The following is a 26,995-nucleotide window of genomic DNA, read 5'->3' as shown; positions in this document are numbered from 1 at the left end:
AGCCTACGACCGCTCCGCCAGGGCGGCGAGGGTGTCGTTGCGCTGCTGGATGAGCCGGATCAGGTGCCGCCTCATCACGAGCGCGTCGACGATCCGCCCGATCGGGCCGAACGGGGAGCGGAACACGATCTCGTCGCGCATGAGGGTGCCGCGCCCGCGGGGCCGTGCGGGCGCGGCAGGAATCGATGCCGGCTCGAAGGTGTGGCGGTGTCGGAACTCGGCGAACGGTCCGCGGATCTGCCGGTCGGAGAACGCGTGCGGCTCATCCACGTCGAACACGAGCGAGGTCATCCGGAAGCGGATCCCGAAGTGCCGAGCGTCCCAGGTGACCATGTCGCCCTCCGCCATCCGCCCGGCGTGCACGCCGTCGGCGATGCGCTCGTCGTGCGCCGCCATCGAGTCGACGTGCACGTCCACGTCCACGGAGAGGGCGAACACCCGCTCGACGGGAGCGGCGATCGTCCGCTCCAGGACGAACGAGCCCATCAGAGCGGATCCGGCTGCGGGCGCGGATCCGCGAAGTCTCCGGCTGCCTTGCGCATGCGCGCGACGATGGCGACGAGGTCGGCGCCGTCCTCGGGGGAGATCCCCGGATCCGTGAACACCTCGTCGTTGAGCGCGGTGGTGGCGCGTTCGACGAGCTCGCGTCCGGTCTCCGTCAGCTCCAGCAGCGCGGCGCGGCCGTCGTGCGGGTCACGGTGCCGGGCGATGAGGCCGTCGCGGACCAGCCGGTCCGCCGTGCTGGAGACGCTCGTCGCGTGCACCTGGAGGCGCGCGACCACACTCGACAGCGGAAGTGTGCCGGTGCGGCTGAACGCGAGCAGGCGCAGCACCTCGTAGCGTGCGAAGGACAGCGCGAACGGGCGCAGGGTGACGTCCACCCGGGCGAGCAGCAGCTGCTGGGCCCGCATGACCGAGGTGACCAGCGACATGCCGTCGGCGGCGTGGTCCCAGCCGTGCGCGAGCCACTGCCGCTTCGCCTCGGCGAGCGGGTCGACGGGCAGGGGGTGCGGACGGGCCATTCCCCTACGTTACCGGGGCGGGAATCGGATCCGCGTCGGCTCGCTGGCGTCCCGGACGGCACCATCGGGGGCGCAGCGGCCGACGCGCAGACGACCGGCGTGCGACGTGATGCGGGTGCGATCGCCCCTCGCGCACGTTGAGACTGAATCTCACCTATCTTGAGATCGAATTCCACTACGGTCGCCCGGTAGACTCAGCGCAAGCGCAAACGGAGGTTCGATGAAGATCTACGTCCTGGTGAAAGAGGTTCCCGACACCTACGGGGATCGCAAGCTCGACCTGGAGACGGGTCTGGCGGACCGCGGCGCGGGGGAGGTCGTGCTCGACGAGATCACCGAGCGCGCTCTCGAGGTCGCACTGAGCTACGCCGATGCGAACCCCGGGACCGAGGTCGTGGCGCTGTCGATGGCCCCGGAGTCGGCGACCGCGTCGATCCGCCGTGCGTTGGCGATCGGTGCCGGTTCCGCGGTGCATGTGGTCGATGAGGGACTGCGTGGTGCGGACCTGGGTGTGACCGCGGCGGTGCTTGCGGCGGCGATCCGGCGTGGTGGGGCGGATCTGGTGATCACCGGCAACCTTTCCACGGATGGGTCCGGCGGGGTCATCCCGGCGATGCTGGCGGAGCATCTCGGCTTCGCGCAGGCGACGGCGCTCAGTGCGGTGACGATCGCGACCGACGCCGTGTCGGGCACGCGCGCGACGGACTTCGGATCCCAGCAGGTGAGCGCCCCGTTGCCGGCGGTGATCTCGATCACCGAGGCGCTCCCGGACACGCGGTTCCCGAACTTCAAGGGCATCATGGCGGCGAAGAAGAAGCCGCTCGAGGTGCTGTCGCTGGCCGACCTCGGCGTGAGCGCCGACCCGGCGGAGGCGCCGCAGACGATCCTGACCGCGGTGGCCGAGAAGCCGCCGCGTGCGGCAGGCGTGAAGATCACGGACGAGGGGGACGCGGCCGCGCAGTTGGTCGAGTTCCTTGCGCAGAACAGGCTGGTGTGAGCATGGCGTACCCCGAGAAGCCGATCCTGGTCCTCGTCGACGTGACCCCGGCCGGTGCCGCGGCGCCCTCGACCGCGGCCCTGCTGGGAGCTGCGGCGCAACTGGGCTCCCCGGTCGCGCTCGTGGCCGCCCCGGTAGGAACGGCGCAGGCAGCGGTCGACGCCGCCATAGCCGCGGGCGCGCAGGTCGTGCTCACCGCGGACATCGATGGTGGGGCTGTGACGGTCCCCGTGGTCGACGCGCTGCAGGCCGCGTACCGCGCGGTCGGCCCTGACGCGGTGCTCGTGTCGAACTCGATCGCCGGCCGCGACGCCGCCGGGCGCCTCGCCGTGCGCGAACGGCTGGCGTTGTCGGTCGACGCGATCGGCCTCTCCCGCGACGACGATGGCGTGGTCGCGCACCACTCCGTCTACGGTGGCGCGTTCCTCACCGATTCGGCGCCGACGTTCGGTGCCCCGGTGATCACGGTGCGTCAGGGCGCGGTCGACGCCCGCGCGGAGGCCGTGGCCGATGCCCGGGTCGAGGCGCTCGCCGTGGAGGCATCCGGTGCTGCGGCCGCGACGGGTGAGCCGGTCGAGGCCGTGGAGGCGGTGTCGTCCCGGCCTGAGCTGCGCGGGGCGAAGGTCGTCGTCGCGGGTGGTCGTGGTCTCGGATCCAAGGAGAACTTCTCCCTCGTCGAGGACCTCGCCGACGAGCTCGGCGCCGCGATCGGTGCGTCCCGCGCCGCGGTCGACGCCGGATACATCCCCTACGCGCACCAGGTCGGTCAGACCGGTGTCTCGGTCTCGCCGCAGCTGTACATCGCGCTCGGTATCTCCGGCGCGATCCAGCACCGCGCCGGGATGCAGACCGCGAAGACGATCGTCGCGATCAACAAGGATCCGGAATCTCCGATCTTCGATGTCGCCGACTTCGGCATCGTGGGGGATCTGTTCACGGTCGTGCCCCAGCTGATCGAACAGCTGCGCGCACGGAAGAAGTAGCGATGGCGACGTTGCGCAGGGGACTGCCCCGCACCCGCGGCGGCGAGCCCTGGCCACCGGCCGGGGTGGTCGCGGCGGGCATCGAGACCGAGGTGGGGGCGGTCGCCGAGCCCGTCGGGGCTGCGGTTGCGGACACCGTCACCGCCGTGGTCGGTGAGCGAGCACCGGCGGAGCCGCCGCGAGACGAAACGCGGCACGGCGCGGACGACGTTTCGTCTCCGACGCCTGCGGCGTCGTCGCTCAACGACCTCGTGGGTGCGGCGACAGCGTCCACGCCTGCCGGGGCTGTGCTGCGCCGTGGTCTGCCGCGGGTCGCGGGCGGGGAGCCCTGGCCCCCTGCCGGTGCGGTCGGAGTCCTGGCTGCCGCGAGCCCGGTCCCCGAGCTCGTCGAAGAGAGCGATGTCGTCGTTTCGGAGGCTTCGACGGGCGCGACGACCGCGGCGGTCCCGGTGACCGCGAGGACGTCGCCGGCCGCTGCGGCCGCTACTGCCCCGGCACAGGCCGGATCCGCACTGCGCCGCGGTCTGCCGCGCGTCGTCGGGGGAGAGCCCTGGCCTCCGGCCGGGACGGCAGCCGTGGTCGCCGAGAGCATGGTCGCCCCCGCGGCAACGGAGGCGGCCGCCATCGCCGTCGCGGCGGCAGCGCCCGAGTCCGCGGTCGCCGTGCGCCCAGATGTCTCCGCGCCGCTGCCGTTCACGCGGACCGTCTGGAACGGCTCGGCCCCGCGACGCCTCGCGACCGAGCCCGCAGCGTCGAAGCTCCGACCGACCTGGCCGCAGGCGATCGGCGGGCTGTTCGCCGCGGCAGGCCTCGCCGTGCTCGCGGGCGCCGCGATCGCGATCGTGCGGGCGTTCCTCAGCCTGCCGTTCATGCAGGACTTCCTCACGACCTACCCCGGCGAGTACCACCTGCCTGCAGGGGCACCCGTCGGCATCCCCGGCTGGATCGGCTGGCAGCACTTCTTCAACGTGTTCCTGATGACGCTGATCATCCGCTCCGGCCTGCGCGTGCGCAGCGAGAAGCGGCCGACGGCGTTCTGGACGCCACGGGGCAACCCGAAGGGCAAGATCAGTCTCACGCTGTGGTTCCACCAGGGGCTCGATCTGCTCTGGATCGTCAACGGCGTGATCTTCGTCGTGCTGCTGTTCGTCACCGGGCAGTGGATGCGGATCGTGCCGACGAGCTGGGACGTGTTCCCGAACGCGCTCTCGGCGCTGCTCCAGTACGTCTCCTTCGACTGGCCGACCGAGAACGGCTGGGTCAACTACAACAGCCTGCAGCAGCTCGCCTACTTCACGATCGTGTTCCTCGCCGCGCCGGTGGCCATCGCCACCGGATTCCGGATGTCGGGGCTGTGGCCGAAGAAGGCGGAGGGGCTGTCGAAGGCGTATCCGATCGAGATCGCGCGCGCCGTGCACTTCCCGACGATGCTGTTCTTCACGGCGTTCATCGTGGTGCACGTGGCGCTGGTGCTGCTCACCGGCATGCTGCGCAACCTGAACCACATGTTCGCCGCGCAGGATGCCGTCACGTGGACCGGGTTCTGGGTGTTCGTGCTGTCGCTCGTCGTCATCGCCGGCGGTTGGGTCGCTGCGCGCCCGCTCGTGCTCGCCCCCATCGCGAAGATGTTCGGGCAGGTGTCCGGCCGGTGACCGGAGACGGAGCGGCACCCCGGGACGGCGTCACGGCGGCGCCGACAGCGGAGCTCGCGACGGAGCGCCTGCGCCTGCGCCCCTACGAACGCGCCGACGAAGAGGCGTTCGTCGCGCTCTTCCAGGACGACGCCGTCGCCCGTTACGTCGGCGACGGCAAGCAGACCGAGCAGGAGGACCGTGCGCTGTTCGGGCGGGTCTTCGACAAGGTCTACCCGACCGAGCGCTTCGCCGTGTGGGCCGTCGAACGTGGCGGCGCGGTCGTGGGGCACGCCGAGATCAAGCCTTCGCCGAGCGATGACGTGCCCGGTTGGGAGCTCGTCTACATCCTCGCGCGGTCGCAGTGGGGGCAGGGGATCGGCACCGAGCTCGCGCGCGCCGTCACCGAGTACGGCTTCGCCCTGGGGCTGCCCGAGGTCTGGGCGACCGTCGACGCGGACAACGCCGGATCGATCCGCATCCTGGACCGCCTCGGCTACACGCTCCGCGGTGAGCGGCTCGAGGACGCCGGCCGGGTGCTCCTCTACGCGATCGACGGCTGAGACCGATTGGCCCGTGGCCATCCGTGGCCTCGCGCGATCGGATCCGCATCGAGGCCCCGCCGCAGCGTCGAAACCCTCTCTGGCCGTCGAAACCCCCTCGGAGCGACGTGGCTCAGAGGGGGTTTCGACGGTGCGTGGGGGTTTCGGCGCAGAAGGGTGCGGCGCCGAGGGCTACGCCGCAGCCCGCTGAGCCGCCGCCGGGCTCAGCGCACGAAGCGGACTTCCTTGATGGTCTCGCCGAGGAACGGCTCCTGCTGCGACGCGCCGTCGAGCACGAAGCCGTTGCGCACGTAGAAGCGGTGCGCGCGGGGGTTGTCCTCGGCGACCCAGAGGTAGGAGCTCTCGCCGGCGCTGACGGCCGCCTCGAAGAGTCGCTGGCCGATGCCGGTGCCGTGCCAGGCGTCCAGCAGGTAGATGAAGTAGAGCTCGCGCTCCGCCGGGGGGTTCTCGTCCCGAGCAGGGCCGGAACCGACGAAGCCCACGATCTCGCCGTCGACGAGCGCCGCGCTCATGCGGTACTCCTCGCCCTGGGATGCCCAGTGCGTCCACAGCTCGGCGAGGCGCTTGGGCGAGACGGCCTCGAGCGTCGCGGTGCTGATCAGGTGGTCGTAGGTCTCGTGCCAGCACTTCGCGTGCACACGGCCGAGCGCTTCGGCATCGACATCGCGAACGGGCCGGACGGTGACGGTGGGAAGGGCTTCGGCGCTCATGTTCGCGACTCTACGCGCGCGGTGCGCTGAGGAGAAATCGAGCGTTACGGGCTCGTTTCGCCACGTGACACGTCGTGCCGTGACTGTGCGGATCCGACAATCGATCAGGGGATTCCGTGCCGGATTCACTACGCTCCTCGTGTGAACGTGATCTGGCGCACTCTGCTCGTCATCCTCTCCGCCCGCAGGCGCTCCCGCCGGGGGCAGACCCTGGCGCCGACGGCCGTCGGGCGGATCCGACTCACCACGCTGCCGACGGATCTCGACATCCTGCGGCACATGAACAACGGCCGGTATCTGTCGCTGTTCGACCTCGGTCGGTGGGACCTGCTGATCCGCACGGGACTGTTCGACGCCATGAAGGAGCGCGGCTGGTACGCCGTGGTCTCGAGCGAGACGATCACCTTCCGCAAGTCCCTCGAGCTGTGGCAGCGGTTCGATGTCGAGTCGCGCTTCATCGGTCACGACGACAAGGCGTTGTTCATGGAGCATCGTGCGGTCGTGGACGGCGAGGTGTACGCCAAGGTGATCGTGCGCGCGCGCATGCTGCGCCGCACCGGCGGGACGGTCTCGCACGAGGAGTTCTTCGGTGCCCTGGGTCGTCCCGAAGACGTGCCGGGCGTCGAGGACTGGATCCACGACTGGGCCGCCGCCTCGGCGCTGCCGCCGACCAAGGCTCCCGCACCGAGCGTCTGGGTCGACTGAGCATATAGAGAGGCGCGGAGGGCGTGCCGCCCTGCCGTGGGCGGTGAGGAACGCCATGCTTGAGGGGAGCACTCCGCGCCCACCCGACGGCGCGGGGCGGGAAGGACGAAACCGATGCCGCAGTGGCTGAACGCCTCGGAGACCGAGCGCGCGCGCCGGGCCGTGGCCCTGGCTCAGCGCTGGATCGACGAGGCCGCCTCCTCGCATGCGGATCCGGCCGCCGAGCGGCTCGCCGGGGTGCTGCGGGATCCGAACGGGCTGCCGTTCACACTCGGCTTCGTCGACGACGTGATGCGGCCGGAGAGCCTGGGTGCGGCGGCCTCCGGACTGCACAGGGTGGCTCCCCTCGTGCCCGGCTTCCTGCCCTGGTATCTGCGGGCGGCCGTCCGTGCGGGCGGCCTGGTCGCGCAGGGGATCCCCGCGCCGACGGTGCCGATCGCCCGCACGGTGCTGCGCGAGATGGTCGGCCACCTCATCGCCGATGCCCGCCCGGCCAAGCTCGGCCCCGCGATCGCCAAGTTGCGCTCGACCGGCGCCCGCCTGAACCTCAACCTGCTCGGCGAGGCCGTGCTCGGAGAGGACGAGGCGCAGCGCCGCCTCGACGGGATCCACGATCTCATCCGCCGCGACGACGTCGACTACGTCTCGGTCAAGGTCTCGGCGGTCGTGAGCCGCATCTCGATGTGGGCGTTCGACGAGGTCGTCGAGCAGGTGGCGGAGCGGCTGCTGCCGCTGTATCTGACGGCGGCGGGGGATCCGTGGGCCTCGGCGAGCCCCAAGAGCCGCAGGACATTCATCAACCTCGACATGGAGGAGTACCGCGACCTCGACCTCACCATCGCGGTGTTCACGCGCATCATGGAGGATCCGCGGCTGAAGGACCTCGAAGCGGGCATCGTGCTGCAGGCCTACCTGCCCGACGCCCTGCCGGCGCTGCGCGAGCTCACCGCCTGGGCGAAGGATCGCGTCGACCACGGCGGTGCGCCGATCAAGGTGCGCCTCGTGAAGGGCGCCAACCTCGCCATGGAGCGGGTCGAGGCCGCGTTGCACGGCTGGACGCCCGCCCCCTACGACACCAAGATCGACACCGATGCGAACTACCTGCGCTGCCTGGACGCGGCGCTCACGCCCGAATCGGTGCGGGCCGTGCGCATCGGCATCGCGGGTCACAACCTCTTCGACATCGCGTACGCGTGGTTGCTCGCCGGCGATCGCGGGGTGCGACCCGAGATCGGTGACGACGGATCCGGATCCGCGCCGATCGAGTTCGAGATGCTGCTCGGCATGGCCCAGGGGCAGGTCGAGGCGGTGAGTCGCGAGGTCGGGCACGTGCTGCTGTACGTGCCGGTCGTCAAGCCGCAGGAGTTCGACGTCGCGATCAGCTATCTGGTGCGACGGCTCGAGGAGACCGCCTCCCCGGAGAACTTCCTCTCCGCGGCGTTCCGGCTGCATGAGGATCCGGATGCACTCGATCGCGAGATCAACCGGTTCGCGCTGTCGCTCGAGCGCTCCGCCGATCCCGGGCTGCTCGCGCGTCCGCGCCGCCGTCAGAACCGGCTCGCCCCGGTGCACGAGTCCACCGCGCTCACCACGGATCCCGACACGGAGTCCGCCGCCCTCACGCAGGCCGTGCTCGGCATCGCCGAGGCCGTGGATCCCGGCGACACCTTCGTCGAGACGGCCGTGTTCGCCGCGCGCGAGGACGAGTCCGCCGTCGCTGCGGGCGCGCCCGGCTTCCGCAACGCCGTGGACAGCGATCCGGCGCTGCCGGCGAACCGCGAGTGGGCCCATGAGATCCTCGCCCGGATCCCAGCGTCCACGACGGGCGACGGGATCGTGCGCAGCGCGCGCGTCGCCGAAGAGGCGGAGCTGGAGCGGATCCTGTCCCGCGTGCGGGCTGCGGCGGGAGCGTGGGGTGTTCGACCGGCCGCCGAGCGCGGCGAGGTGCTGCTGCGAGTCGCCGCGGTGCTCGAGTCGCGTCGCGCCGAGCTCATCGAGGTCGCTGCCGCCGAGACGGGCAAGGTGATCTCCGAGGGTGATGTGGAGGTCAGCGAGGCCGTCGATTTCGCGCGCTACTACGCCGCCAAGGCCCGCGAGCTCGACGCGATCCCCGGAGCCGCGTTCGTGCCGTCCCGTGTCACCGTGGTGGCCCCGCCCTGGAACTTCCCGCTGTCGATCCCCGCGGGCGGCGTGCTCGCCGCGCTCGCCGCGGGATCCGGTGTCGTGTTCAAGCCGGCGCCGCAGGCCCGGCGTTCGGCGGCCGTGATCGCGGCTGCGCTGTGGGATGCGGGGATCCCGCGCGACCTGCTCGCCTTCGTCGACATCTCCGAGGGCGAGCTCGGCCGGGCGCTCATCGCGCATCCCGAGGTCGACCGGGTGATCCTCACCGGATCCTTCGAGACCGCCGCGCTGTTCCGCAGCTGGCGGCACGACCTGGCTCTGCACGCCGAGACGAGCGGGAAGAACGCGATCGTGATCGCCCCGTCGGCGGATCTGGATCTCGCCGTGGCCGACCTCGTGAAGAGCGCGTTCGCGCACGCCGGGCAGAAGTGCTCCGCCGCGTCGCTCGCGATCCTGGTGGGCCCCGTGGGGCGGTCGAAGCGGTTCGCGCGCCAGCTCGTCGACGCGACCCGGTCGATGCGGGTGGCGTGGCCCGAGGATCCGCGCGCCGAGGTCGGGCCGGTGATCGAACCGCCGCAGGGCAAGCTGCAGTGGGCGCTCACCGAGCTCGGTCCCGACGAGAAGTGGCTGCTGAAGCCGCGCGAGATCCCCGGATCGGAGGGGCGGCTGTGGACGCCGGGCATCCGTCTCGGCGTGCAGCCGGGATCGCGCTTCCATCGCGAGGAGTTCTTCGGTCCGGTCCTCGGCGTCATGCACGCCCCGACGCTCGCGCGGGCGGTCGAGTTGCAGAACGCGGTGGACTACGGGCTCACGGCGGGGCTGCACACGCAGGATCCGGACGACCTGGCCCTCTGGCTCGACCGCGTGCAGGCCGGCAACCTCTACGTGAACCGGGGCATCACCGGCGCCATCGTGCAGCGTCAGCCCTTCGGCGGGTGGAAGCGCTCCTCGGTCGGCACCGGCACGAAGGCGGGCGGGCCGAACCACCTGATCGGGCTCGGATCCTGGCGGGACACCGGCGGGGCCGGATCCACGACCCTGCATCTGCGCGGGCTGGACTCTCGCATCACCGCACTCATCGAGGCGGCCCAGCCGTCGCTGGACTACGCGGCGTTCGAGTGGCTGCGCCGGGCGGCGCTATCGGATGCGCTGGCCTGGGATCGCGAATTCGGGCGCGTGCGCGACGTCTCGCGTCTCGGCGTGGAGCGCAATCTTTTCCGGTACCGCTCGGTGCCCGTCGCCGTGCGCGCCACGGGCGAGGCGCCCCTGCGCGCGCTGCTGCGGGTGGCGATCGCGGCGATCCGCGGCGGGGGAGCGTTCACCCTGTCGTCGCCGATCGGCCTGCCCGCTGCGGTGCGCCGCGTGCTGGGGGAGGCCGGTGTCACCGTGTTCGTGGAGAGCGACGCGGAGTGGACCCAGCGGTTCACGGGGCCGGCGGTGACGGCGCACGGATCCGATCTGCTCCCGTCGCAGAAACTGCCGGAAAGCCTGACGGAAAGCGGCAGAGAGCGCGACGGAAGCGAGAAGGAACCCGCTGTGGAGGGTGCGCCGGCGCGGCCGAACCGCGTGCGCATCGTGGGCGCGGCGGACGACGTCGCGGCGTTGCAAGCCGCGCTCGCCGAGGCGGTGCAGGGGGATCCGGATCTGGCGATCTTCGCCGGCGAGGTGACCACCGCCGGCCGCATCGAGCTGCTGCCGTTCCTGCACGAGCAGGCCATCGCGATCACCGCGCACCGTTACGGCAACCCCGACGACTGGAGCGCGGGGGTGATCTGACGCGCCGGGTCAGGCGGTGGCCGGCTGCGCGGACGAGGTCGACGACAGCCCCGCCGCGGCAGAGGCGGGTCGCCGCACACCGCTCAGCGCGAGCAGCAGGAGCCCTGCGCCGGCCCAGATCGCGAGCGTCGTCCATTGCGTGCCGGTGGCCGCGTCGGGGAAGTACGAGAGCGTGCGGATCAGGGTGCCCGCGGCGCCCGGCGCGAGGGCCTGACCGAACGATCCCCATGGCGTCGCCAGGAACTCCACCGGCATCGTCGCGGCCGACAGCGGATTCGCGATCAGCAGCGTGAACCCGGCGCCGAGCCCCAGCCCGGGGGCGCCGATCAGGCTGTACAGCCCCACGATCGGCGCCGAGACCGCGGCGATCGACAGGGCGATCGCCGCGGCGTTCGTCAGGAAGTCGCCCTGCAGGGCGCCGAACCAGGCCTGCAGGATCGAGGTCAGCACCAGGCCCGCGCCGACCGCATAGACGGCGAGCCCGGCCAGCCGCCGCCAGCTGCCCTTGATGGCGAACGAGACCACCATCGCGCCCAGCATGCCGCCGAGCGTCAGCGGGAACATGGCCGCGGCGATGCCGGTGCCGCGCGGGTCGGAGTCCGTGAGCGGCACGACGTCGTTCACCACGACCGTCACGGTCGGGATCGTGAGCTTCTGCAGCGCGGTGGCACCCGCGGGGCCTGCGGCCGCCGCCTTCTGCACGTTCTTCTCGACCGTGCTGCGGATCTGCGCGTCGATCTGCGCCTGCAGCCCGGTGCCTAGTCCCTGCAGCAGCTGCGCGGCCGCGGTGCTCGCCGCCGAGGAGGTGAGGATCTCGGGTGCGTCCGTCGGCGCGGCTCCGAGCACGATCGCCCCATAGGCGTGGCGGCTCTTGATCGCGGCGACGGCGGCGGCGCGATCGTCGTACACCGAGAGCCTCACCGCGCCGTCGGCCTTCTCGGCGATCGCCTTCTCGACCTGGGTCACCTGGGCGTCGGATCCGACGATGCCGACCGGGAGGTTCTTCGGCGAGGCGGTGACCGAGGGCCAGGCGAAGCCGAGGAGGACCACGCCGACGATCAGGCAGGCGCCGAGGGCGGTGAGGACGGCACGGGGCCAGGTCGTGTGCAGAACGTTGCGCGGTGCGGTGTTCACGAGGACTCCAAACAGAATGAATGTTCGTTTTGTATAGTTCACCTGAGAGAGTGAGAAGTCAAGCCAGGAGGTCCCGATGCCGAAGATCAGCGCAGAGCGCAAGCAGGAGCGTCGCGCCGAGATCATCGCCGCGGCCATGCGGTCGTTCGGACGGACCGGATATCAGCGGACGTCGATGGCCGACATCATCGCCGAGTCGGGTTCGTCGGCGGGGGCGATCTACGGCTACTTCGCCGGCAAGCAGGAACTGCTCGAGGCGGTCGCCGAGACCGTGCTCGGCGAGCGCATCGCCGAGATCGGCGTCGGCGCCGACGGGCGGCCCGCGCCGAGGTCGCCGCGTGAGCTGGCGGTGATGACGATCCGTGGTCTGCGCGAGATCGCTACGCTGCCGCTGATCGTGCAGACCTGGGGTGAGGCGGTGACGGATCCGGAGCTGCGCGCGCTCGTGTCCCGGGTCTTCCCGGAAGTGCGCCAGGTGTTCGTGCAGTCGATGGTGGCCTGGTCCCGCACGCAGCCGGATCCGGTTCCTTCCGATCCCGAGGCCTGGGCCCAGGGGATGGCGCTTCTGATCGTCGGACTGGTGCAGGGTGCGGCGGTGCAGACCGCGCTTCTGGAGGACTTCGACGCCGACCGCTACCTGCGCGCGATCGGCGACACGCTGCCGGGCTGACATCGGCCGCCTTCGGCCGCGGCCGCGCCGTGAGGGCCATATCCAGGCTCGGGTGAGACAATGGGCGGCGGCGTGCCCGTGTCGCATCTTCTCCGCACAACGGATCGAAGGACCGCCGGGCCTCAGGACAGCGTCCGCCGCGACCGAAGATTCCGAGGAGCCTCATGTCGACGCCTGAGACCGCCACTGCCACGCCGGCCCGTACCGCGCACCACCGCCGGTACCTGATGTGCAAGCCCGAGCACTTCACGGTGAACTACAGCATCAACCCGTGGATGGAGCCGGCGAACCCCACCGACACGGCCAAGGCCGTCGCGCAGTGGCAGAAGCTGTACGACCTGTACCTCGAGCTGGGGCACGAGGTCGAGCTCATCGAGCCGCTCGCCGGCTACCCCGACATGGTCTACACGGCCAACGGCGGCTTCGTGATCGGCGGCCGTGCCTACGTGCCGTCGTTCTACTACGAGCAGCGCCAGGGCGAGTCCCCCGCGTTCGCCGACTGGTTCCGCACCCACGGCTTCGACACCGTGATGCCGAAGGAGATCAACGAGGGCGAGGGCGACTTCCTGCTCGCCGGCGACGTGATCCTGGCCGGTACGGGCTTCCGTTCCGCCGGCGACAGCCACCGCGAGGTGAGCGAGGTCTTCGGTCGCGAGGTCGTGACGCTGACGCTCGTCGACCCGCGCTTCTACCACCTCGACACCGCGCTGACCGTGCTCGACCCCGTGATCGGCGAGGAGAACGGCGGCCCGGCGACCGCGAACATCGCATACCTTCCGCACGCCTTCGACGACGCCAGCCGCGCGATTCTCGAGGAGCGCTTCCCGGACGCGATCCTGGTCTCGGACGAGGACGGTGCCGTGTTCGGCCTGAACTCGGCGAGCGACGGCTACAACGTGATCATCTCGCCGCGCGCGACCGGCTTCGAGAAGCAGCTGCGCGAGCGCGGCTACAACCCCCTCATGGTCGACCTCAGCGAGCTGCTGCTCGGCGGCGGCGGCATCAAGTGCTGCACCCTGGAACTGCGGGGCGCGTGATGACGCCGGAGCAGGTCAGGGAGTACGCGGAGCACGGCACGATCGCCGGGCAGGATCCGGAGGCCGGCGCCGAGCCGCACGTGGCGCGCAACTACGCCCCGCTCGATGTCACGATCGCCCGTGCCGAGGGCGCATGGGTGACCGACGTCGAGGGCAAGCGCTACCTCGACCTGCTCGCGGCGTACTCCGCGGTGAACTTCGGGCATCGTCACCCCGCGCTCGTCGCCGCCCTCGAGGAGCAGCTGGGCCGGGTCGCGCTCACCAGCCGCGCCTTCCGCAACGACCGGCTCGAGCCGTTCGCCGCGGCTCTCGCCCGGCTGTGCGGCAAGGATCTGGTGCTGCCGATGAACACCGGCGCCGAGGCCGTCGAGACCGGCATCAAGGTCGCCCGCGCCTGGGGCTACCGTGTCAAGGGCGTGCGCCCGGACGCGGCGCGCATCATCGTGGCGCACGGCAACTTCCACGGCCGCACCACGACCATCGTCGGCTTCAGCGACGACGAGTCGGCGCGTGACGGCTTCGGTCCGTTCACGCCCGGCTTCGACGCGGTGCCCTACGCCGACGCCGAGGCGATCGCGGCGGCGATCACCGATGACACCGTCGCCGTGCTCGTCGAGCCCATCCAGGGTGAGGGTGGCGTGATCATCCCGCCCGACGGCTACCTGCGGCGGATTCGGGAGATCTGCGACGAGCGGAACGTGCTGTTCATCGCCGACGAGATCCAGTCTGGACTCGGACGCGTGGGCGAGACCTTCGCGTGCGATCGCGAGGGCGTCGTGCCCGACCTGTACCTGCTCGGCAAGGCGCTCGGCGGCGGGCTGCTGCCCGTCTCGGCCGTCGTCGGGAACGAGGACGTGCTGGGCGTCATCCGTCCGGGCGAGCACGGATCCACGTTCGGCGGCAATCCGCTCGCCGCGGCCGTCGGGCTGCGCGCGGTCGAGATGCTCGAGTCCGGGGAGTTCCAGGAGCGCGCCCGCGCGCTGGGGGAACACCTGCGCGCCGGCCTCGAGGCGTTCCTCGGCCACGGGGTGACCGAGGTGCGCGTCGCCGGTCTGTGGGCCGGGGTCGACATCGATCCGTCGCGCGGCACCGGACGCGAGATCGCGGAGAAGCTGCTGGACCGTGGCGTGCTCGTGAAGGACACCCACGGCCAGACGATCCGCATCGCCCCGCCCATCGTGGTGCGTGCGACCGAGCTGGACTGGGCGCTCGAGCAACTCCGCGTGGTGCTCGGCGGCTGACGCCCGCGGCTCGGGTACGTCCGGTCGGCCCGCGGGGCTTCCCCGCGTGCACGAGCTCGCCGAGACCCCCACGGCGCGCCGAAACCCCCACGGGCAGGCGCCGCCACGTGGGGGTCTCGGCGCTGCGCGGGGGTTTCGGCGATCATGGGCCGGGACGGGAGCAGCACCGGAGCGGAGGGGGTCACTCCGCCAGGCGATGCTCGGCGCGCAGGGCCTCCCACTCGTCGATCAGCTGCGGCATGCGCCGCGCCATGAACCGGAAGAACTCCGCCATCTCCGAGGCCCGATCCCGGGCGGCATGGTCGTCGGCGTGCTCGGCCCCGATCGCCTCGATGTGCGCGGCGAGGCGCTCGTAGATCGGGCCGTTGTTCGTCATCAGCCCGTACCAGGTGTCCGGGATGATGACGTAGTGGTCGCGCCGGCGATCGGGCCGGGAGACGCGACGGATCACCTGGATCGTCTGCAGGTAGCGCACCGCCCCCGACACCGCGGCCGCGCTGATGCCCAGCCGTTCGGCCAGCTCCGCCGCGGTGTATCCATCCGCGGGCGCGGCGATGAGCGCCATCATCACGCGTCCCGGCATGCGCGGGAAGCCGACGGCGGCGATCATCGCCGCCGCGGCCTCCGCGGCATCGACCCCGTGGTGCACGAGCGGTGCCGGATCCTGCGCCTTCATGAGCCCATCATCCCGCGGTCCGGAGTTCGCGGCGGCGCATCAGAGCGAGCGCCGCGGTCGCACCGGCCGCGACCACCAGCACGAGCCACCACGTCCCGCGCAGGTCCACGTCGCCGTTCGTCACGATCGGGGTGACCGAGAACGGAGAGAACCGCGTGGTCCACTCCGGCAGCCCGAACAGCGGACCGAACAGGCCGAACAGCGTGGCCACGAGCACGAGCGCCCACGCGACGGGGACCGTGCCGCGCGGCAGCAGTACGAATGCGATCCCGGTGAGCACGGTGAACACGCAGGCGGCGAGGCCCTGCCCGATTCCGACCACGGTGACGACCTGCATCAGCGACGACGCGTCCTTGTTGCCGACGAGTCCGGCGTAGCCCGCGAGGATCGCCGCCGCGACGATGATCGCGATCGCGAACGTCGCCACCAGCAGGTAGTCCCGCAGCCACCGCACCCGTCCGACCGGCTGTGCGAGCACGCTCTCGGCGGTGCCGTGCGCCTCCTCCTGCCTCGCGCGCGCGACGATCTGCACGGCGGCGCATGCGGCCAGGATCCCCATCATCGTGAAGAACACCGAGACGACGGTCTCCTCGAGGTTGCCGGCCTTGCCGATCTTGTCGAGGATCTGCTGCACCGCGGGGTTCTGCCCCGAGATCTGCCCGGCGAGCCCGGACAGCTTGGTCGCGAGCACGCCGGTGAGCGCGCCGCCGACGGCCCAGCCGATGATCGCGCCGTTGGTCAGCCGCCACACGAGCGCGTGCGGCGTCGACAGCGCGGGCCGGGCGTGCACGCGGCCGGGGCGAGCTGGGACGAAGCCCTCGCCGATGTCGCGCGCCGACTGCAGCGCCACGGCGACGATCGCCAGCAGCAGCCCGAATGCGAGCCCGAGCAGCGCGGGCCAGCCGTCGTTCGCGTCGTACGGGCGCGCCTGCTCGGCCCAGCCGAACGGCGAGGCCCAGACAAGCCCCGAGCTCGTGATGCGGGTGAGGTCGTCGCTGGGCGTGCCCGCGACATTGCCGATCCCGTTCACCAGGAACGTGCCGACCAGGATCCACACGGTGAGCGCGTTGGCCCCGCGGGAGGTGCGCATGAGCTGCGCGGCCAGCAGGCCGATGCCCAGGAAGGCGATGCCCGTCGTCGCGGAGGTCGCGCCCATGAGCCAGGATCCGGTCGCGTCGAGCTTGGACCCGATCAGTGTCACCGCCACCAGGACGCCGAGGACGATGTTCGCGCTTGCGCCGTGGATGATCGTGGCGACGGTCGGCAGTGCGCGCCCCACGGGGGTGGCCGCGACGAGTTCCGTGCGGCCCGCCTCCTCGTCGCCGCGGGTGTGGCGGACGGCGAGGAAGGTGCTCATCAGTGCGGCGAGCATCGTGAGCCACGGCAGGACCTCGAACGAGAGGAACTGCCCCTCCGAGGCTCCGGAGGGGAGCCCGCGGAACATCATGATGACGGGGTTCGCCATGACCGCCGAGAGCACCTCGACCCGATCGGTGTGGGTGGCGTAGGACTGGGTCACGCCCGAGTAGCCGGCGGCGGCCATCAGGACCGTGGCGAGGATCCAGAGCAGCACCTGCAGCCAGTCGCGGCGCAGGCGCTGCCGGAGCAGGGCGCCCATCATGACTCCTTCATGGCGGCGCGACGCGAGGCGCGGGTGCCGCCGTCCTCTTCGGCGGCTCGCAGAGCGGCCAGGTCGTCGCCGTAGTGCCGAAGGAACAGCTCCTCCAGGGAGGGCGGCTCGATGCGCAGGCCCGCGACGCTGCGCTGCGCGAGCACGGGCAGCACCGACGGGACCGCGTCGCTGTCGACCGTGAACCGGACCCGGCCGTCGTCGAACGTGCCGTCGTGCGCGCCGGGGATCCCGGCCAGGGCGGCGTCGTCGGCGGCCTCGAACGACACCTCGGTGCGCGTGAGGTGGCGCAGCTCCGAGAGCGTGCCGGATTCCACGATCCGCCCGGCGCGGATGATGCTGACGCGATCGCAGAGCAGCTCGACCTCCGACAGGATGTGGCTGGAGAGCAGCACGGTCGCGCCGCGGCTCCTGATTCGCTGCACCTCGTCGCGGAAGACGACCTCCATGAGGGGATCCAGCCCGCTGGTCGGCTCGTCGAGGATGTACAGGTCGGCGGGGACGGCGAAGGCGGCGATCAGCGCGACCTTCTGCCGGTTGCCCTTCGAATAGGCGCGGCCCTTCTTGCGCGGGTCGAACTGGAACGCCGTCATGAGGCGCTCCCGCTCCGCGCGGTAGGAGGGGTCCTTGGTCGCAGCTCCCCGGAGGCGTGCGAGGAAGTCGATCGCCTCGCCTCCGGAGAGATTCGGCCAGACGCTGACGTCGCCGGGCACGTATGCGACGCGGCGGTGGATGCCCACGGCCGATGTCCAGGGATCCTCCCCGAAGACGGTGGCGGACCCGCCGGTCCTGCGGGCGAGACCCAGCAGGATTCTGATCGTGGTGGACTTGCCGGCCCCGTTCGGGCCGAGGAAGCCGTGCACCTGGCCCTCGTCGACGCTGAGGTCCAGTCCGTCGAGCGCATGCACGCGGCCGTAGTGCTTGGTGAGGCCGTCGGTGCGGATGATCGTGTTCATGGCGGCGATGCTACGCCGATTTCACAAATTCGTGAAGGAAGTGAAGCGTTTGGATTCCGTGAGGATCCTGTGCCGGCTCAGGCGTTGACCGTCACCCCGATCGTGTGCCAGCCCGTCGCACCGTCCGGCGCCGGGGGTGCGACGTCCGCGGTCTGCACGGTGCCGTCGGCGCCGATCGCCCGGCAGCGGACGGTGCGCTGGCCGGCGGTCGCCTTCCACGGCAGCCGCCATTGCACCCAGGTGTCGGCCGAGATCGCCGGGGCGAGCTCGGCGCGCTGCCACGGACCGTCATCGACCTGCACCTCGACGGCGGAGACGCCGGCATGCGGCTGCCACGCGACCCCGGCGATCACCGTGTCGCCGGCGGGGACGGGGCCTCGAGGCACGTCGATGCGCGACTCGAGCTTGATCGGGCCGCGCTCAGACCAGCCGCGCGCCGTCCAGTACGCGGTCGCCCGGTCGAAGCGGGTGACCTCCAGATCCGTGACCCATTTCGTCGCCGAGACGTAGCCGTACAGACCCGGCACCACCATGCGCACCGGGAACCCGTGCTCGAACGGCAGCGGCTGGCCGTTCATGCCGATCGCGAGCAGTGCGGCCCGGTCGTCGGTCAGGACCTCCAGCGGTGTGCCCGCCGTGAAGCCGTCCGCGGAGGTCGAGAGCACCATGTCGGCGTCGGCGGACGGCTGCGCCCTCGCGAGCAGCTCGCGGATCGGGTAGCCGAGCCACACGGCGTTGCCGATGAGGTCGCCGCCGACCTCGTTCGACACGCAGGACAGCGTGGCGGCGCTCTCCACGAGTGGGAGCGCCAACAGCTCGTCCCAGGTGAGCTCCACCTCGTGCGCGACCATTCCGTGGATGCGCAGCCGCCAGGTCGCGGGATCCACCTGCGGCACGACGAGCGCGGTGTCGATGCGGTAGAAGTCGGCGTTCGGGGTGATCAGCGGACTCAGGCCGTCGACCTTCAGCGCGGCGCCGGCCGGGACCGGAGCGGCGGGCACCGCGGGCCGGGGCAGGTGCAGCGCGCTGCGCACGGTGCCGACGGCGACGGATCCGGCCCGCGCCGCCGTGGCGGCGACGGCCGCGAGGATCCCGACGGCGGCGGTGCCGACGGTCCAGGCCAGGAAGCGGCGGCGGGAGGTGTCGTTCGTCGCGCGGGGAGCCACGGGCACGGGCGGCCCGTCGGGTGCGGTCGGGATCTCCTCGCCCCAGGGCTGCGAAGCGGCAGGGGCGGCGTGTTCGGGCGAGGATGCGGGCGTCTCGTGAGGGGCGGGTGGCGAGTCCTTCCATTCCGGCGAGCCCGGCGCCTCCTCGCCCGAGGACCGTGAGACTGCATCTCCGTCTCGAGACTGCAGTTCTCGTCTGCTGTCTCGAGACGCAGATGCAGTGTCGCGGTCGGGTAGGCGCCGGTCGGGCAGCCGCCGCAGGAGCATGCGCAGCACGAGGGCGGCGACGATCCCGGACAGCAGCGCGGGCAGCCAGGACAGGGTGGCGGCGTCGGCGCGCAGCGGGGCGATCAGCGAGACCGCGGCTCCGAGCACCACGAAACCGGCGACTCCGATGCCGCTTCGGAGTCGTTCGCCGAGCCCCAGCGCGGCCGCGGCGGCGAGCAGCATGATCGCGATCCCGGTGAGCAGCGCCGTCTTGTCCCCGGTGCCGAACCAGGCGATCGCCGTGTCCTTCGCCCAGGCCGGGGCAGCGTCGATCAGGGTGCCGCCGACGACCGCGAACGGGCTGGACTGCGGCGCCAGCAGCGTCGCGATGAGCTCGCCCGCGCCGATCCCCAGCAGGGCCGCGGCGATGCCGGCTGCGGCGGCCCCTGCCCTGTCACGCGAAGCGGATCCGGTCATGCTCTCAGCGTACGAATCTGCAGGATCCCCAGGGCGGCGAGATCACGGATCCGTAAGAACTTCGCAGATCCGGACTGCTCAGCGGACCTGGATCGCGTCCGGGCCGGGGGCCTGGCCGCAGGTGGCGACCACGGAGCGGCGACCACGGAGCGGCAGCGGGGGAGCGGAGGCGAGGACGGATGCGCGGTCCGGATCCGTTCAGGCCGGTGGATCAGGCCGGTCTCGTGCGCGTGTGATCCGCCCGGTCGCGGCCAGCAGCACCAGTGCGGCGGCGAAGGCGACCAGCATCGTCCCGCCCATGAGAGCGGCCGACGCTCCGGCGCGCGAGAGCAGCGGCGGCACCAGAGCGCCCAGCAGGGCCGAGAGCGTGCCGAGGATGGCGGAGGCGGACCCCGCCCCGCGCGTGATGCGGGACAGCGCCAGCGCGGTCAGCGTCGGGTTGTTCACGCCGTGCAGTCCGACGAGCACGAAGAGCGGCGCGAGCAGCCACGGCAGCGGGCTGTGCAGCAGCGCGCTCGCCAGCACCGCCGCGGCCGCGGCGGTGCCGAGGGTGAGCGAGGTCAGCACGACGCGGCGACCGTCGAAGCGGCGCCCGTCGGTGCGGCGTGCGAGGCGGCGGCTGAGCCAGGCCCCCAGCACGATGCCGCCGGAGTTCATGGCGAAGATGAGTGCGAAGCCCTGAGCGTCGACGCCGAACTGGTTCTGCAGCACGAACGACGACATCTGCAGGTAGGCGAAGAACCCTCCCGCGGCGAGCCCCAGAGTGAGGGCGAACACCAGGAACGGCCCGTTGCCGAGGGCCGCTCCGATCCCGCGCAGGTCATTGCCGAGCCCGCCCGTGGTGCGCTCCGCGCGGGGGTGGGTCTCGGGCACGGCGAGCGCTGCCGTCAGCAGGAGCAGCGCGCCGATCACGCCGAGCGCGACGAACAGACCGCGCCAGTCCGTGAACGTCAGCAGCAGGCCGCCGAGCAGCGGGGCGAGCACGGGTGCTGCACCGGCGATCGCCGTGAGCGCGGCGAAGCCCGCCGTCGCCTCCGCACCCTCGTACACGTCGTGCACGACCGCGCGGGCGATCACCATCCCCGCCGCGCCGCAGAGACCCTGCAGCAGGCGCACCGCGATCAGCAGCTCGATCGACGGCGAGAGGGCGCACACGAGCGAGGCGAGGGCGAACCCGGCGACCGCCCACAGCAGCGGGCGTCGGCGCCCGTAGCGGTCGCTGATCGGGCCCCACAGCAGCTGACCGAGTGCGAGCCCGATGAGGCATGCGCTCATGGTCACCTGGGCGAGGGTCTCGGTGGTGTGCAGATCCCGCCCGAGCTGGGGCAGCGCAGGGATGTACAGATCCATGGAGAGCGGGCCGAACGCCGAGAGCGCACCGAGCGCGGGCAGCAGCGACCGACGGCCGCGGGCGTCCTCGGCCGAGGATGCGCCGCTCACGCGTCGTCGCCCGAGCCCGCGGCGCGCGGCTCGACCCGGATCGGCGTGGTCGCGCTCGTGATCGGCGGGGTCACCGCGCGCCGCATCGCCTCCACCACCCGCACCGGCCGCGTCTCGTCGAGCGTGAGCAGGAAGCGGGACTCCTCCCGGCGGTGCAGCCGCCCGGAGTAGAGCATCCACGCCGCGCCGATCGCGAACGACAGGAGTCCGGCGGCGCCGCCGACCATGATCGCCGCACGTGGCCCGAAGGCGTCGGCCACCCAGCCTGCGATCGGGGCGCCGATCGGTGTCGCGCCCATCACCACGGCCATGTACAACGCGAGCACTCGGCCGCGCAGGGCCGGATCCGTCGTCGTCTGCACGTAGCCGTTCGCCGTCGTCAGCATGGTCACCGTGGAGAATCCGACGAACACGAGCGTGACCGCGTAGGAGACGTAGGTCGGCATCTGCGCCGACACGATCGAGGCGCCGCCGAACCCGCCGGCGGCGATCATCAGCACTCGCACCCTGGCGCGATCGCGGCGGGCGGCCAGCAGTGCCCCGGTGAGGGATCCGATCGCGAGCACCGAGCTGAGCACACCGTAGCCGTCGGCCTGCTTGTGGAACTCGAGCGCCATGGTCGACGCGAAGATCGGGAAGTTCATGCCGAACGCGCCGATGAGGAAGACCATCGCGAAGACGACCACGAGGTCCGGGCGGCTGCCCACGTACCGCATGCCCACGATGAGCCCGCCGGCGCGGCGGTTCTTCGGCCGCGGCATGAGCTCGCGGGTGCGGATCAGGAGCAGCGCCACGATCATCGCGAGGAACGTGGCCGCATTGGCGACGAACACCCAGCCGGATCCGAGCGCGACGATCGCGAGACCGCCGACGGCGGGGCCGATCAGCCGCGCCATGTTGAAGGACGCGGAGTTCAGCGCGACCGCGTTCGAGGCGTTCTCCATCGAGACCATGTCGGAGACGAACGCCTGCCGGGCGGGGGCGTCGAACGCGTTCGCGATGCCGAAGCACGCCGCGAACACGAGCATCAACGGCAGCGTCATCACGTGCGTGAGCAGGAGCACGGCGACCGCGATGGCGAGCGCCATCAGCGTGCTCTGCGTGACGAGCAGGATCCGACGCCGGTCGAAGCGGTCGGCGACCCGGCCCGTGAGCCCGACCAGCACCAGGGGCGGCCCGAACTGCAGCGCCATGGTCGCGCCCATCGCCGTCGCGTCGTTGTGCGTGAGCTCGGTGAGCACGACCCAGTCCTGCGCGGTCGACTGCATCCAGCCGCCGATGTTCGAGATGATCGCGCCGAAGAACCAGATCCGGTAGTTGTAGGCCCCGAAGGAGCGGAACATCTGACTCACAGCTCGGCCAGCTTCCGCATCAGGATGCTGGCTTCGTGCAGCACCCGCAGCTCGTCGTCGGTGAGGTCGAGCTCGGTGATCTCGGCCATCAGCAGCTGGGTGCGACGCTCGAAGGTCTCCGTCACGACGGTCTCGCCTGCGGGCGTGATCTCCACGTGCACGCGGCGCCGATCCACCTCGTCGGGGATCCGGATCGCGTAGCCCTGCTCCTCGAGGCCTGTCACGAGGGCGCTCATGGTCGGCGCCGTGACGCGCTCCCGGTCGGCGAGGGCGGTGAGGGAGTGGCGCCCGTGCGCGCGGAGCGCGGCGAGCACGCCCAGCTGGGCATCGCTCATCGCCGTGTTGCGGCTGTCCACAGCGCGCACGGAGCGCAGCCGGCGGGCGAGTCGGAACGTGGCGAGGCGCAGTTCGGTGGCGGTCTCGTGCAGGTTCTCGGAGGTCATTGCTTAGATAGCCTAACTAAGTATTCGGCCCGGCGGGGCGAATACGTCATGCAAGAGGCTGAACAAATGCCCGCGCGTCCATTCCGCCCGCTTCGTCGAACGGTGAGAATGGTCGGATGCCCCTCGCGCTCGAAGTCGCCGTCCAGGACGCTGCCGGAGTGCGCGTCGCCCGCGAGATCGGCGCGCGCCGCGTCGAGCTGACGCAGGCCCTCGCCCTCGGCGGACTCACGCCGTCGCCCGCGACACTCGAGCTCGCGGTCGAGGCGGCGGCGCACGGCGGTCCAGAGGTGCACGTGCTGGTGCGCCCCCGCGCGGGCGGGTTCCACTACGACGCGGAGGAGATCGCGACCGCGGTGCGGGATGTGCGGTGGATGCTCGCGCACGGCGCGACGGGCGTCGTGATCGGCGCGCAGGCCGCCGGCGGCGAGCTCGACGCCGATGCGCTGGTGCGGCTGCGAGACGCGGCGCGCGAGACGAGCGCCGATGCCGCGGTGACTCTGCATCGGGCGATCGACGCCACCCCGGATCTCGTCGCGGGGCTGGACGTCGCCCTCGCCCTGGGGCTCACCCGCGTGCTGACCTCGGGCGGAGCGTCGGCCGCGCGCGACGGTGTGGACATGCTGCGGGCCCTGGTCGCGGATGCCGCCGGCCGGATCGAGGTGATGGCCGGCAGCGGCGTCACCGCGGTCAACGCTGCGGAGATCGCCGCGACCGGGGTGGACGCCCTGCATTTCTCCGCCAAGCGCACGGTCGCCGCGTCCGGATCCGTGCGGATGGGATCCGCGGCCGACGACGGCGGCGGCCACGAGGTCACCGACCTCGCGGAGGCGCTCGCCGTGCGCGCCGCGCTCGGGCTCTGACGCGAGCCCCGGTCGCAGTCGGGATCTGGCGCGAGCCCCGGTCGCAGTCGGGATCTGACGCGTGCTCCAGCCGACGCGGGCCGACCCACGACACCGCATCCGTGCGACGCGGGCCGCGTCATCTGCAGACCCGATGCGGCGTGCGGGCGCCGGATCCGTAGACTCGGGGCATGGCTGAGCCCCGCACCGCCGAGTTCACCGACGCACACGGCATCGCGATCGTCTACGACGTCCACCCCGCCGCCGGCGGCGTCACGCCCCGCGGGGTGGTGCAGCTGCTGCACGGGGTCGGCGAGCACGCCGGCCGCTACGGCGCGGTGATCGCCGAGCTCACCGCCGCCGGCTTCACGGTCTACGCCGACGACCACCGTGGGCACGGGCGCACGGGCATGAAGCAGCATGGCGACGCGGCGAAGCTGGGGCGGCTCGGCCCCGGCGGCATGCGCGCGGTCGTGGCCGACGAGTGGCAGCTGACCGAGCTCATCCGCGCGGAGAACCCCGGGCTGCCGCTCGTGCTGCTCGGTCACTCCTGGGGATCCTTCCTCGCCCAGATGGTGCTCAACGCGCATCCGGACGCCTATGACGCCGTGATCCTCACCGGATCCGCCCACCGCACCCCGACCGATCTCAACTCGCGGCCGCTGAACGCGCGATGGAAGGGACCGGCCGCGCACGGGCTCGAGTGGCTCACGCGCGATCCCGCCGTGTGGGAGGCGTTCCGCGCCGATCCGCTGACCACCGAGGTCCCGCTGCTGAAGCTGTTCGGACCCATCGAGGCCGCGCGGCTCTACGGACGCCCGGGCAAGGACTTCCCGAACGACGTGCCCGTGCTGCTCATGGTCGGCCGCGACGACCCGGTCGGCGGACCGCGCAGCGTGCACCGCCTCGCCGACGACTACCGCAACCGCTCCGGCCTCACTGACGTGACCACGCTGGTGTACCCCGACGCGCGTCACGAGATCTTCAACGAACTGCAGCAGGCCGAGGTCCGCGCCGATCTGCTCGCCTGGCTCGACAAGCGCGTCCCGTCCCGGGACTGACGCGGGTCCGCCCCGCGCCGCCGCCCCGTAGGCTGGAGCGGTGCACGGTGAGTACAAGGTTCCTGGCGGCAAGCTGGTCGTCGTCGACTTCGAGGTGACGGACGGCGCGATCGCCGACTTCCGGCTGGCGGGGGACTTCTTCCTCGAGCCGGACGACGCCCTCGACGACATCAACGCCGCGGTCACCGGACTGCCCGTCGAGACGGACGCATCGGCCATCGCCGCCGCCGTGCGCGCCGCGCTTCCCGAGGGTGCGCAACTGCTCGGACTCACGCCCGAGGCCGTCGGGACCGCGGTGCGCCGCGCGCTCGTCACGGCGCCGGGCTGGCGCGACTTCGACTGGGAGATCCTGCACGACAAGGCCGTCTCGCCGCGGATGAACCTCGCCCTCGATGAGGTGCTCACCACCCGCGTCGGCGAGGGTCGGCGTCGTCCCACGCTGCGGATCTGGGAGTGGGACGAGTCCGCCGTGGTGATCGGATCCTTCCAGTCGTATCGCAACGAGGTGGATCCGGCCGGGGCCGCGAAGCACGGCTTCGACGTCGTCCGGCGCATCTCCGGGGGCGGTGCGATGATGATGGCCGCCGGTCAGATCATCACCTACTCGCTGTACGTGCCGGCGACGCTCGTGCAGGGCATGACGTTCGCCGACTCCTACGCGTTCCTCGACGACTGGGTGCTGCAGGCGCTGCGCTCGCTCGGCATCGACGCGGTGTACCAGCCACTCAACGACATCGCCGGCCCCAGCGGCAAGATCGGCGGCGCCGCGCAGAAGCGGCTCGCCAACGGAGGCGTGCTGCACCACGCCACGCTGTCCTACGACATCGACGGCCAGATGATGACCGAGGTCCTGCGGATCGGCCGTGAGAAGCTCAGCGACAAGGGCACGGCTTCGGCCGCCAAGCGGGTGGATCCGCTGCGCAGCCAGACCGGCCTCAGCCGCGCCGAGATCATCGAGCGGTTCAAGGACACGTTCCGCGCGGTCACCGGTGCCGAGGACGGCGTGATCGCCGCCGACGAGTACGAGGCCGCGGAGGAGCTCGTGCGCACGAAGTTCGGCACCGAGGCGTGGCTGCACCGGGTTCCGTGAGCCCGGCCGCCGAGGGCGCGCCGACGCCCGGCGCCGTCGAGATCGTGCACGGGGAGGCGCTGGACGTCGCCCGCACGCTGCCGGACGGATCCTTCACGCTCGTCTACCTGGATCCGCCGTTCAACACCGGCCGCACGCAGGAGCGGCACGCGGTCTCGAGCCGCCGTGCCGACCGCCCGGCGGACGCGATTCAGGATGAGTCCGGGGACTCGGCGGATTCCGTGCCCGGAATCCGGGGATCCGCGAAATCCATCCTGAGAACGGAGCGGCCGGCCCCCGAGGAGCGCTCGCGCGAGGTCAACCACGGCTTCCACGGGCACCGCTACGAGCGGGTGCGCGAGCTGCTGCACGCGTACGACGATCGATTCGACGACTACGGCGACTTCCTCATGCCGCGGCTCGAGGAGGCGTGGCGGCTGCTCGCCGACGACGGCACGCTCTACCTGCACCTCGACTACCGCGAGGCGCACTACGCGAAGGTCATGCTGGACGCGGTGTTCGGGCGGGACTGCTTCCTGAACGAGATCATCTGGGCCTACGACTACGGCGCCAAGCCGCGCACGCGCTGGCCCACGAAGCACGACACGATCCTCGTCTACGTGAAGACGCCGGGCGGGCACGTGTTCAACGTCGACGACATCGAGCGCGAGCCCTACATGGCGCCGAGCCTGGTCAGCGCCGCCAAGCGGGAGCGCGGCAAGCTGCCCACCGATGTGTGGTGGCACACGATCGTGCCCACGTCGGGGCGGGAGAAGACCGGCTATCCGACCCAGAAGCCGGAGGGGATCCTGCGCCGCATGATCCAGGCGTCCAGTCGTCCGGGGGATCGGATCCTGGATCTGTTCGCCGGATCCGGTACCGCGGGCGCCGTCGCCTCCGCACTCGGCCGCGATGCTCTGCTCGTCGACGTGAGCCCCGAGGCTGTGCGGGTGATGCGGCAGCGGATCCCGCATGCGAGCGTGCGGGAGGGCTGAGCCCCTGCCTGCCGGCCCGTGACGATCGGCACACATTGTGACGATCAGCACACGGATCCGGAGAAAACGTGTGCTGATCGTCGCGGGATGTGTT

The 26,995-nt window shown here is 71.6% G+C and carries 24 protein-coding genes; 13 read left to right on the top strand and 11 right to left on the bottom strand.

Features of this window, described 5'->3' with window-relative positions:
- Positions 1–3: 3 nt before the first annotated feature.
- Together LXM50_RS10370 and LXM50_RS10365 are read right to left on the bottom strand one after the other, a co-directional pair.
- Positions 4–486 (bottom strand): SRPBCC family protein, encoded by a 483-nt coding sequence (locus LXM50_RS10370; protein WP_233311241.1) that lies wholly within the window; start codon positions 484–486, stop codon positions 4–6.
- On the bottom strand, positions 486–1,022 hold the full coding sequence (locus tag LXM50_RS10365) for a MarR family winged helix-turn-helix transcriptional regulator (RefSeq protein ID WP_233311240.1): 537 nt from the start codon (positions 1,020–1,022) through the stop codon (positions 486–488). Before LXM50_RS10365 ends, LXM50_RS10370 begins: the two co-directional genes overlap by 1 nt.
- Positions 1,023–1,242: 220 nt before the next feature.
- On the opposite strand from LXM50_RS10365, the gene LXM50_RS10360 reads away from it, so the two are divergent.
- Genes LXM50_RS10360 through LXM50_RS10345 form a run of 4 tightly spaced genes read left to right on the top strand, consistent with a single transcriptional unit; the run spans position 1,243 to position 5,196 of the window.
- Positions 1,243–2,019, top strand: coding sequence for an electron transfer flavoprotein subunit beta/FixA family protein (locus LXM50_RS10360; protein WP_233311239.1), 777 nt, complete (start codon positions 1,243–1,245; stop codon positions 2,017–2,019).
- Positions 2,020–2,021: 2 nt separating this feature from the next.
- A complete protein-coding gene (locus tag LXM50_RS10355; protein WP_233311238.1) occupies positions 2,022–3,002 on the top strand; it encodes an electron transfer flavoprotein subunit alpha/FixB family protein in 981 nt (326 codons plus the stop codon).
- A 2-nt stretch (positions 3,003–3,004) separates the two neighbouring features.
- Positions 3,005–4,654 carry a cytochrome b/b6 domain-containing protein gene (locus LXM50_RS10350; RefSeq protein ID WP_233311237.1) on the top strand — a complete coding sequence of 550 codons (1,650 nt, stop codon included), beginning with the start codon at positions 3,005–3,007 and terminating at the stop codon, positions 4,652–4,654.
- Entirely contained in the window at positions 4,651–5,196 is a 546-nt protein-coding gene (locus LXM50_RS10345) for a GNAT family N-acetyltransferase (protein WP_233311236.1), read from the top strand. Before LXM50_RS10350 ends, LXM50_RS10345 begins: the two co-directional genes overlap by 4 nt.
- A gap of 203 nt (positions 5,197–5,399) precedes the next feature.
- Here the strand turns inward: LXM50_RS10345 and LXM50_RS10340 are convergent, their stop codons facing one another.
- Positions 5,400–5,906 carry a GNAT family N-acetyltransferase gene (locus tag LXM50_RS10340; protein ID WP_233311235.1) on the bottom strand — a complete coding sequence of 169 codons (507 nt, stop codon included), beginning with the start codon at positions 5,904–5,906 and terminating at the stop codon, positions 5,400–5,402.
- A 141-nt stretch (positions 5,907–6,047) separates the two neighbouring features.
- Here LXM50_RS10340 and LXM50_RS10335 point away from each other — a divergent pair, with 141 nt between their 5' ends.
- Entirely contained in the window at positions 6,048–6,611 is a 564-nt protein-coding gene (locus LXM50_RS10335; RefSeq protein WP_233311234.1) for an acyl-CoA thioesterase, read from the top strand.
- 114 nt (positions 6,612–6,725) lie between these two features.
- Entirely contained in the window at positions 6,726–10,508 is a 3,783-nt protein-coding gene (locus LXM50_RS10330; RefSeq protein WP_233311233.1) for a bifunctional proline dehydrogenase/L-glutamate gamma-semialdehyde dehydrogenase, read from the top strand.
- A 9-nt stretch (positions 10,509–10,517) separates the two neighbouring features.
- Here LXM50_RS10330 and LXM50_RS10325 read toward each other — a convergent pair whose 3' ends face one another.
- A complete protein-coding gene (locus LXM50_RS10325; protein WP_233311232.1) occupies positions 10,518–11,642 on the bottom strand; it encodes a hypothetical protein in 1,125 nt (374 codons plus the stop codon).
- A 76-nt stretch (positions 11,643–11,718) separates the two neighbouring features.
- Between LXM50_RS10325 and LXM50_RS10320 the strand changes: the two genes are divergently transcribed.
- The 3 genes from LXM50_RS10320 (at position 11,719) to rocD (ending at position 14,590) form a co-directional block, all read left to right on the top strand.
- Positions 11,719–12,312 carry a TetR/AcrR family transcriptional regulator gene (locus LXM50_RS10320; RefSeq protein ID WP_233311231.1) on the top strand — a complete coding sequence of 198 codons (594 nt, stop codon included), beginning with the start codon at positions 11,719–11,721 and terminating at the stop codon, positions 12,310–12,312.
- A gap of 164 nt (positions 12,313–12,476) precedes the next feature.
- Positions 12,477–13,349 (top strand): dimethylargininase, encoded by an 873-nt coding sequence (ddaH, locus tag LXM50_RS10315; RefSeq protein WP_233311230.1) that lies wholly within the window; start codon positions 12,477–12,479, stop codon positions 13,347–13,349.
- Entirely contained in the window at positions 13,349–14,590 is a 1,242-nt protein-coding gene (gene rocD / locus LXM50_RS10310; RefSeq protein WP_233311229.1) for an ornithine--oxo-acid transaminase, read from the top strand. Before ddaH ends, rocD begins: the two co-directional genes overlap by 1 nt.
- A gap of 181 nt (positions 14,591–14,771) precedes the next feature.
- Here the strand turns inward: rocD and LXM50_RS10305 are convergent, their stop codons facing one another.
- The 7 genes from LXM50_RS10305 to LXM50_RS10275 form a co-directional block, all read right to left on the bottom strand.
- Positions 14,772–15,266: a GbsR/MarR family transcriptional regulator gene (locus tag LXM50_RS10305; protein WP_233311228.1), complete on the bottom strand. Its 495-nt coding sequence runs from the start codon at positions 15,264–15,266 to the stop codon at positions 14,772–14,774.
- 7 nt (positions 15,267–15,273) lie between these two features.
- Positions 15,274–16,884 (bottom strand): ABC transporter permease, encoded by a 1,611-nt coding sequence (locus tag LXM50_RS10300; RefSeq protein WP_233311227.1) that lies wholly within the window; start codon positions 16,882–16,884, stop codon positions 15,274–15,276.
- Positions 16,884–17,852, bottom strand: a complete 969-nt coding sequence (locus LXM50_RS10295; RefSeq protein WP_233311226.1) for an ABC transporter ATP-binding protein — start codon at positions 17,850–17,852, stop codon at positions 16,884–16,886. Before LXM50_RS10295 ends, LXM50_RS10300 begins: the two co-directional genes overlap by 1 nt.
- Positions 17,853–17,929: 77 nt before the next feature.
- The gene (locus LXM50_RS10290) at positions 17,930–19,702 is read right to left on the bottom strand and encodes a molybdopterin-dependent oxidoreductase (protein ID WP_233311225.1); all 1,773 of its coding nucleotides are present in this window, start codon (positions 19,700–19,702) and stop codon (positions 17,930–17,932) included.
- A 198-nt stretch (positions 19,703–19,900) separates the two neighbouring features.
- Entirely contained in the window at positions 19,901–21,142 is a 1,242-nt protein-coding gene (locus LXM50_RS10285; RefSeq protein WP_233311224.1) for a multidrug effflux MFS transporter, read from the bottom strand.
- Positions 21,139–22,485 (bottom strand): MFS transporter, encoded by a 1,347-nt coding sequence (locus LXM50_RS10280; RefSeq protein WP_233311302.1) that lies wholly within the window; start codon positions 22,483–22,485, stop codon positions 21,139–21,141. Before LXM50_RS10280 ends, LXM50_RS10285 begins: the two co-directional genes overlap by 4 nt.
- A 5-nt stretch (positions 22,486–22,490) precedes the next feature.
- On the bottom strand, positions 22,491–22,937 hold the full coding sequence (locus LXM50_RS10275; RefSeq protein WP_233311223.1) for a MarR family winged helix-turn-helix transcriptional regulator: 447 nt from the start codon (positions 22,935–22,937) through the stop codon (positions 22,491–22,493).
- A 116-nt stretch (positions 22,938–23,053) separates the two neighbouring features.
- Between LXM50_RS10275 and LXM50_RS10270 the strand changes: the two genes are divergently transcribed.
- The 4 genes from LXM50_RS10270 to LXM50_RS10255 all read left to right on the top strand — a co-directional run bounded on the left by LXM50_RS10270 (position 23,054) and on the right by LXM50_RS10255 (position 26,901).
- Positions 23,054–23,797, top strand: a complete 744-nt coding sequence (locus tag LXM50_RS10270; protein ID WP_233311222.1) for a copper homeostasis protein CutC — start codon at positions 23,054–23,056, stop codon at positions 23,795–23,797.
- A gap of 170 nt (positions 23,798–23,967) precedes the next feature.
- Positions 23,968–24,837 (top strand): alpha/beta fold hydrolase, encoded by an 870-nt coding sequence (locus LXM50_RS10265; RefSeq protein ID WP_233311221.1) that lies wholly within the window; start codon positions 23,968–23,970, stop codon positions 24,835–24,837.
- 40 nt (positions 24,838–24,877) lie between these two features.
- The gene (locus LXM50_RS10260; RefSeq protein ID WP_233311220.1) at positions 24,878–25,927 is read left to right on the top strand and encodes a biotin/lipoate A/B protein ligase family protein; all 1,050 of its coding nucleotides are present in this window, start codon (positions 24,878–24,880) and stop codon (positions 25,925–25,927) included.
- Entirely contained in the window at positions 25,906–26,901 is a 996-nt protein-coding gene (locus LXM50_RS10255) for a site-specific DNA-methyltransferase (RefSeq protein ID WP_233311219.1), read from the top strand. Before LXM50_RS10260 ends, LXM50_RS10255 begins: the two co-directional genes overlap by 22 nt.
- Positions 26,902–26,995 lie beyond the last annotated feature (94 nt).

Origin of the sequence: Microbacterium sp. Au-Mic1 (assembly GCF_021341785.1) — a bacterium.
GTDB lineage: Bacteria > Actinomycetota > Actinomycetes > Actinomycetales > Microbacteriaceae > Microbacterium.
This window is presented reverse-complemented; position numbering and strand designations above follow the sequence as displayed.

Excerpts from the sequence above, each read along its gene's own strand:
- LXM50_RS10370 (WP_233311241.1), bottom strand. The coding sequence starts at position 486 with ATGGGCTCGTTCGTCCTGGAGCGGACGATCGCCGCTCCCGTCGAGCGG.
- LXM50_RS10365 (WP_233311240.1), bottom strand. The coding sequence starts at position 1,022 with ATGGCCCGTCCGCACCCCCTGCCCGTCGACCCGCTCGCCGAGGCGAAG.
- LXM50_RS10360 (WP_233311239.1), top strand. The coding sequence starts at position 1,243 with ATGAAGATCTACGTCCTGGTGAAAGAGGTTCCCGACACCTACGGGGAT.
- LXM50_RS10355 (WP_233311238.1), top strand. The coding sequence starts at position 2,022 with ATGGCGTACCCCGAGAAGCCGATCCTGGTCCTCGTCGACGTGACCCCG.
- LXM50_RS10350 (WP_233311237.1), top strand. The coding sequence starts at position 3,005 with ATGGCGACGTTGCGCAGGGGACTGCCCCGCACCCGCGGCGGCGAGCCC.
- LXM50_RS10340 (WP_233311235.1), bottom strand. The coding sequence starts at position 5,906 with ATGAGCGCCGAAGCCCTTCCCACCGTCACCGTCCGGCCCGTTCGCGAT.
- LXM50_RS10330 (WP_233311233.1), top strand. The coding sequence starts at position 6,726 with ATGCCGCAGTGGCTGAACGCCTCGGAGACCGAGCGCGCGCGCCGGGCC.
- LXM50_RS10320 (WP_233311231.1), top strand. The coding sequence starts at position 11,719 with ATGCCGAAGATCAGCGCAGAGCGCAAGCAGGAGCGTCGCGCCGAGATC.
- ddaH (WP_233311230.1), top strand. The coding sequence starts at position 12,477 with ATGTCGACGCCTGAGACCGCCACTGCCACGCCGGCCCGTACCGCGCAC.
- rocD (WP_233311229.1), top strand. The coding sequence starts at position 13,349 with ATGACGCCGGAGCAGGTCAGGGAGTACGCGGAGCACGGCACGATCGCC.
- LXM50_RS10305 (WP_233311228.1), bottom strand. The coding sequence starts at position 15,266 with ATGAAGGCGCAGGATCCGGCACCGCTCGTGCACCACGGGGTCGATGCC.
- LXM50_RS10300 (WP_233311227.1), bottom strand. The coding sequence starts at position 16,884 with ATGGGCGCCCTGCTCCGGCAGCGCCTGCGCCGCGACTGGCTGCAGGTG.
- LXM50_RS10295 (WP_233311226.1), bottom strand. The coding sequence starts at position 17,852 with ATGAACACGATCATCCGCACCGACGGCCTCACCAAGCACTACGGCCGC.
- LXM50_RS10290 (WP_233311225.1), bottom strand. The coding sequence starts at position 19,702 with ATGACCGGATCCGCTTCGCGTGACAGGGCAGGGGCCGCCGCAGCCGGC.
- LXM50_RS10280 (WP_233311302.1), bottom strand. The coding sequence starts at position 22,485 with ATGTTCCGCTCCTTCGGGGCCTACAACTACCGGATCTGGTTCTTCGGC.
- LXM50_RS10275 (WP_233311223.1), bottom strand. The coding sequence starts at position 22,937 with ATGACCTCCGAGAACCTGCACGAGACCGCCACCGAACTGCGCCTCGCC.
- LXM50_RS10270 (WP_233311222.1), top strand. The coding sequence starts at position 23,054 with ATGCCCCTCGCGCTCGAAGTCGCCGTCCAGGACGCTGCCGGAGTGCGC.
- LXM50_RS10265 (WP_233311221.1), top strand. The coding sequence starts at position 23,968 with ATGGCTGAGCCCCGCACCGCCGAGTTCACCGACGCACACGGCATCGCG.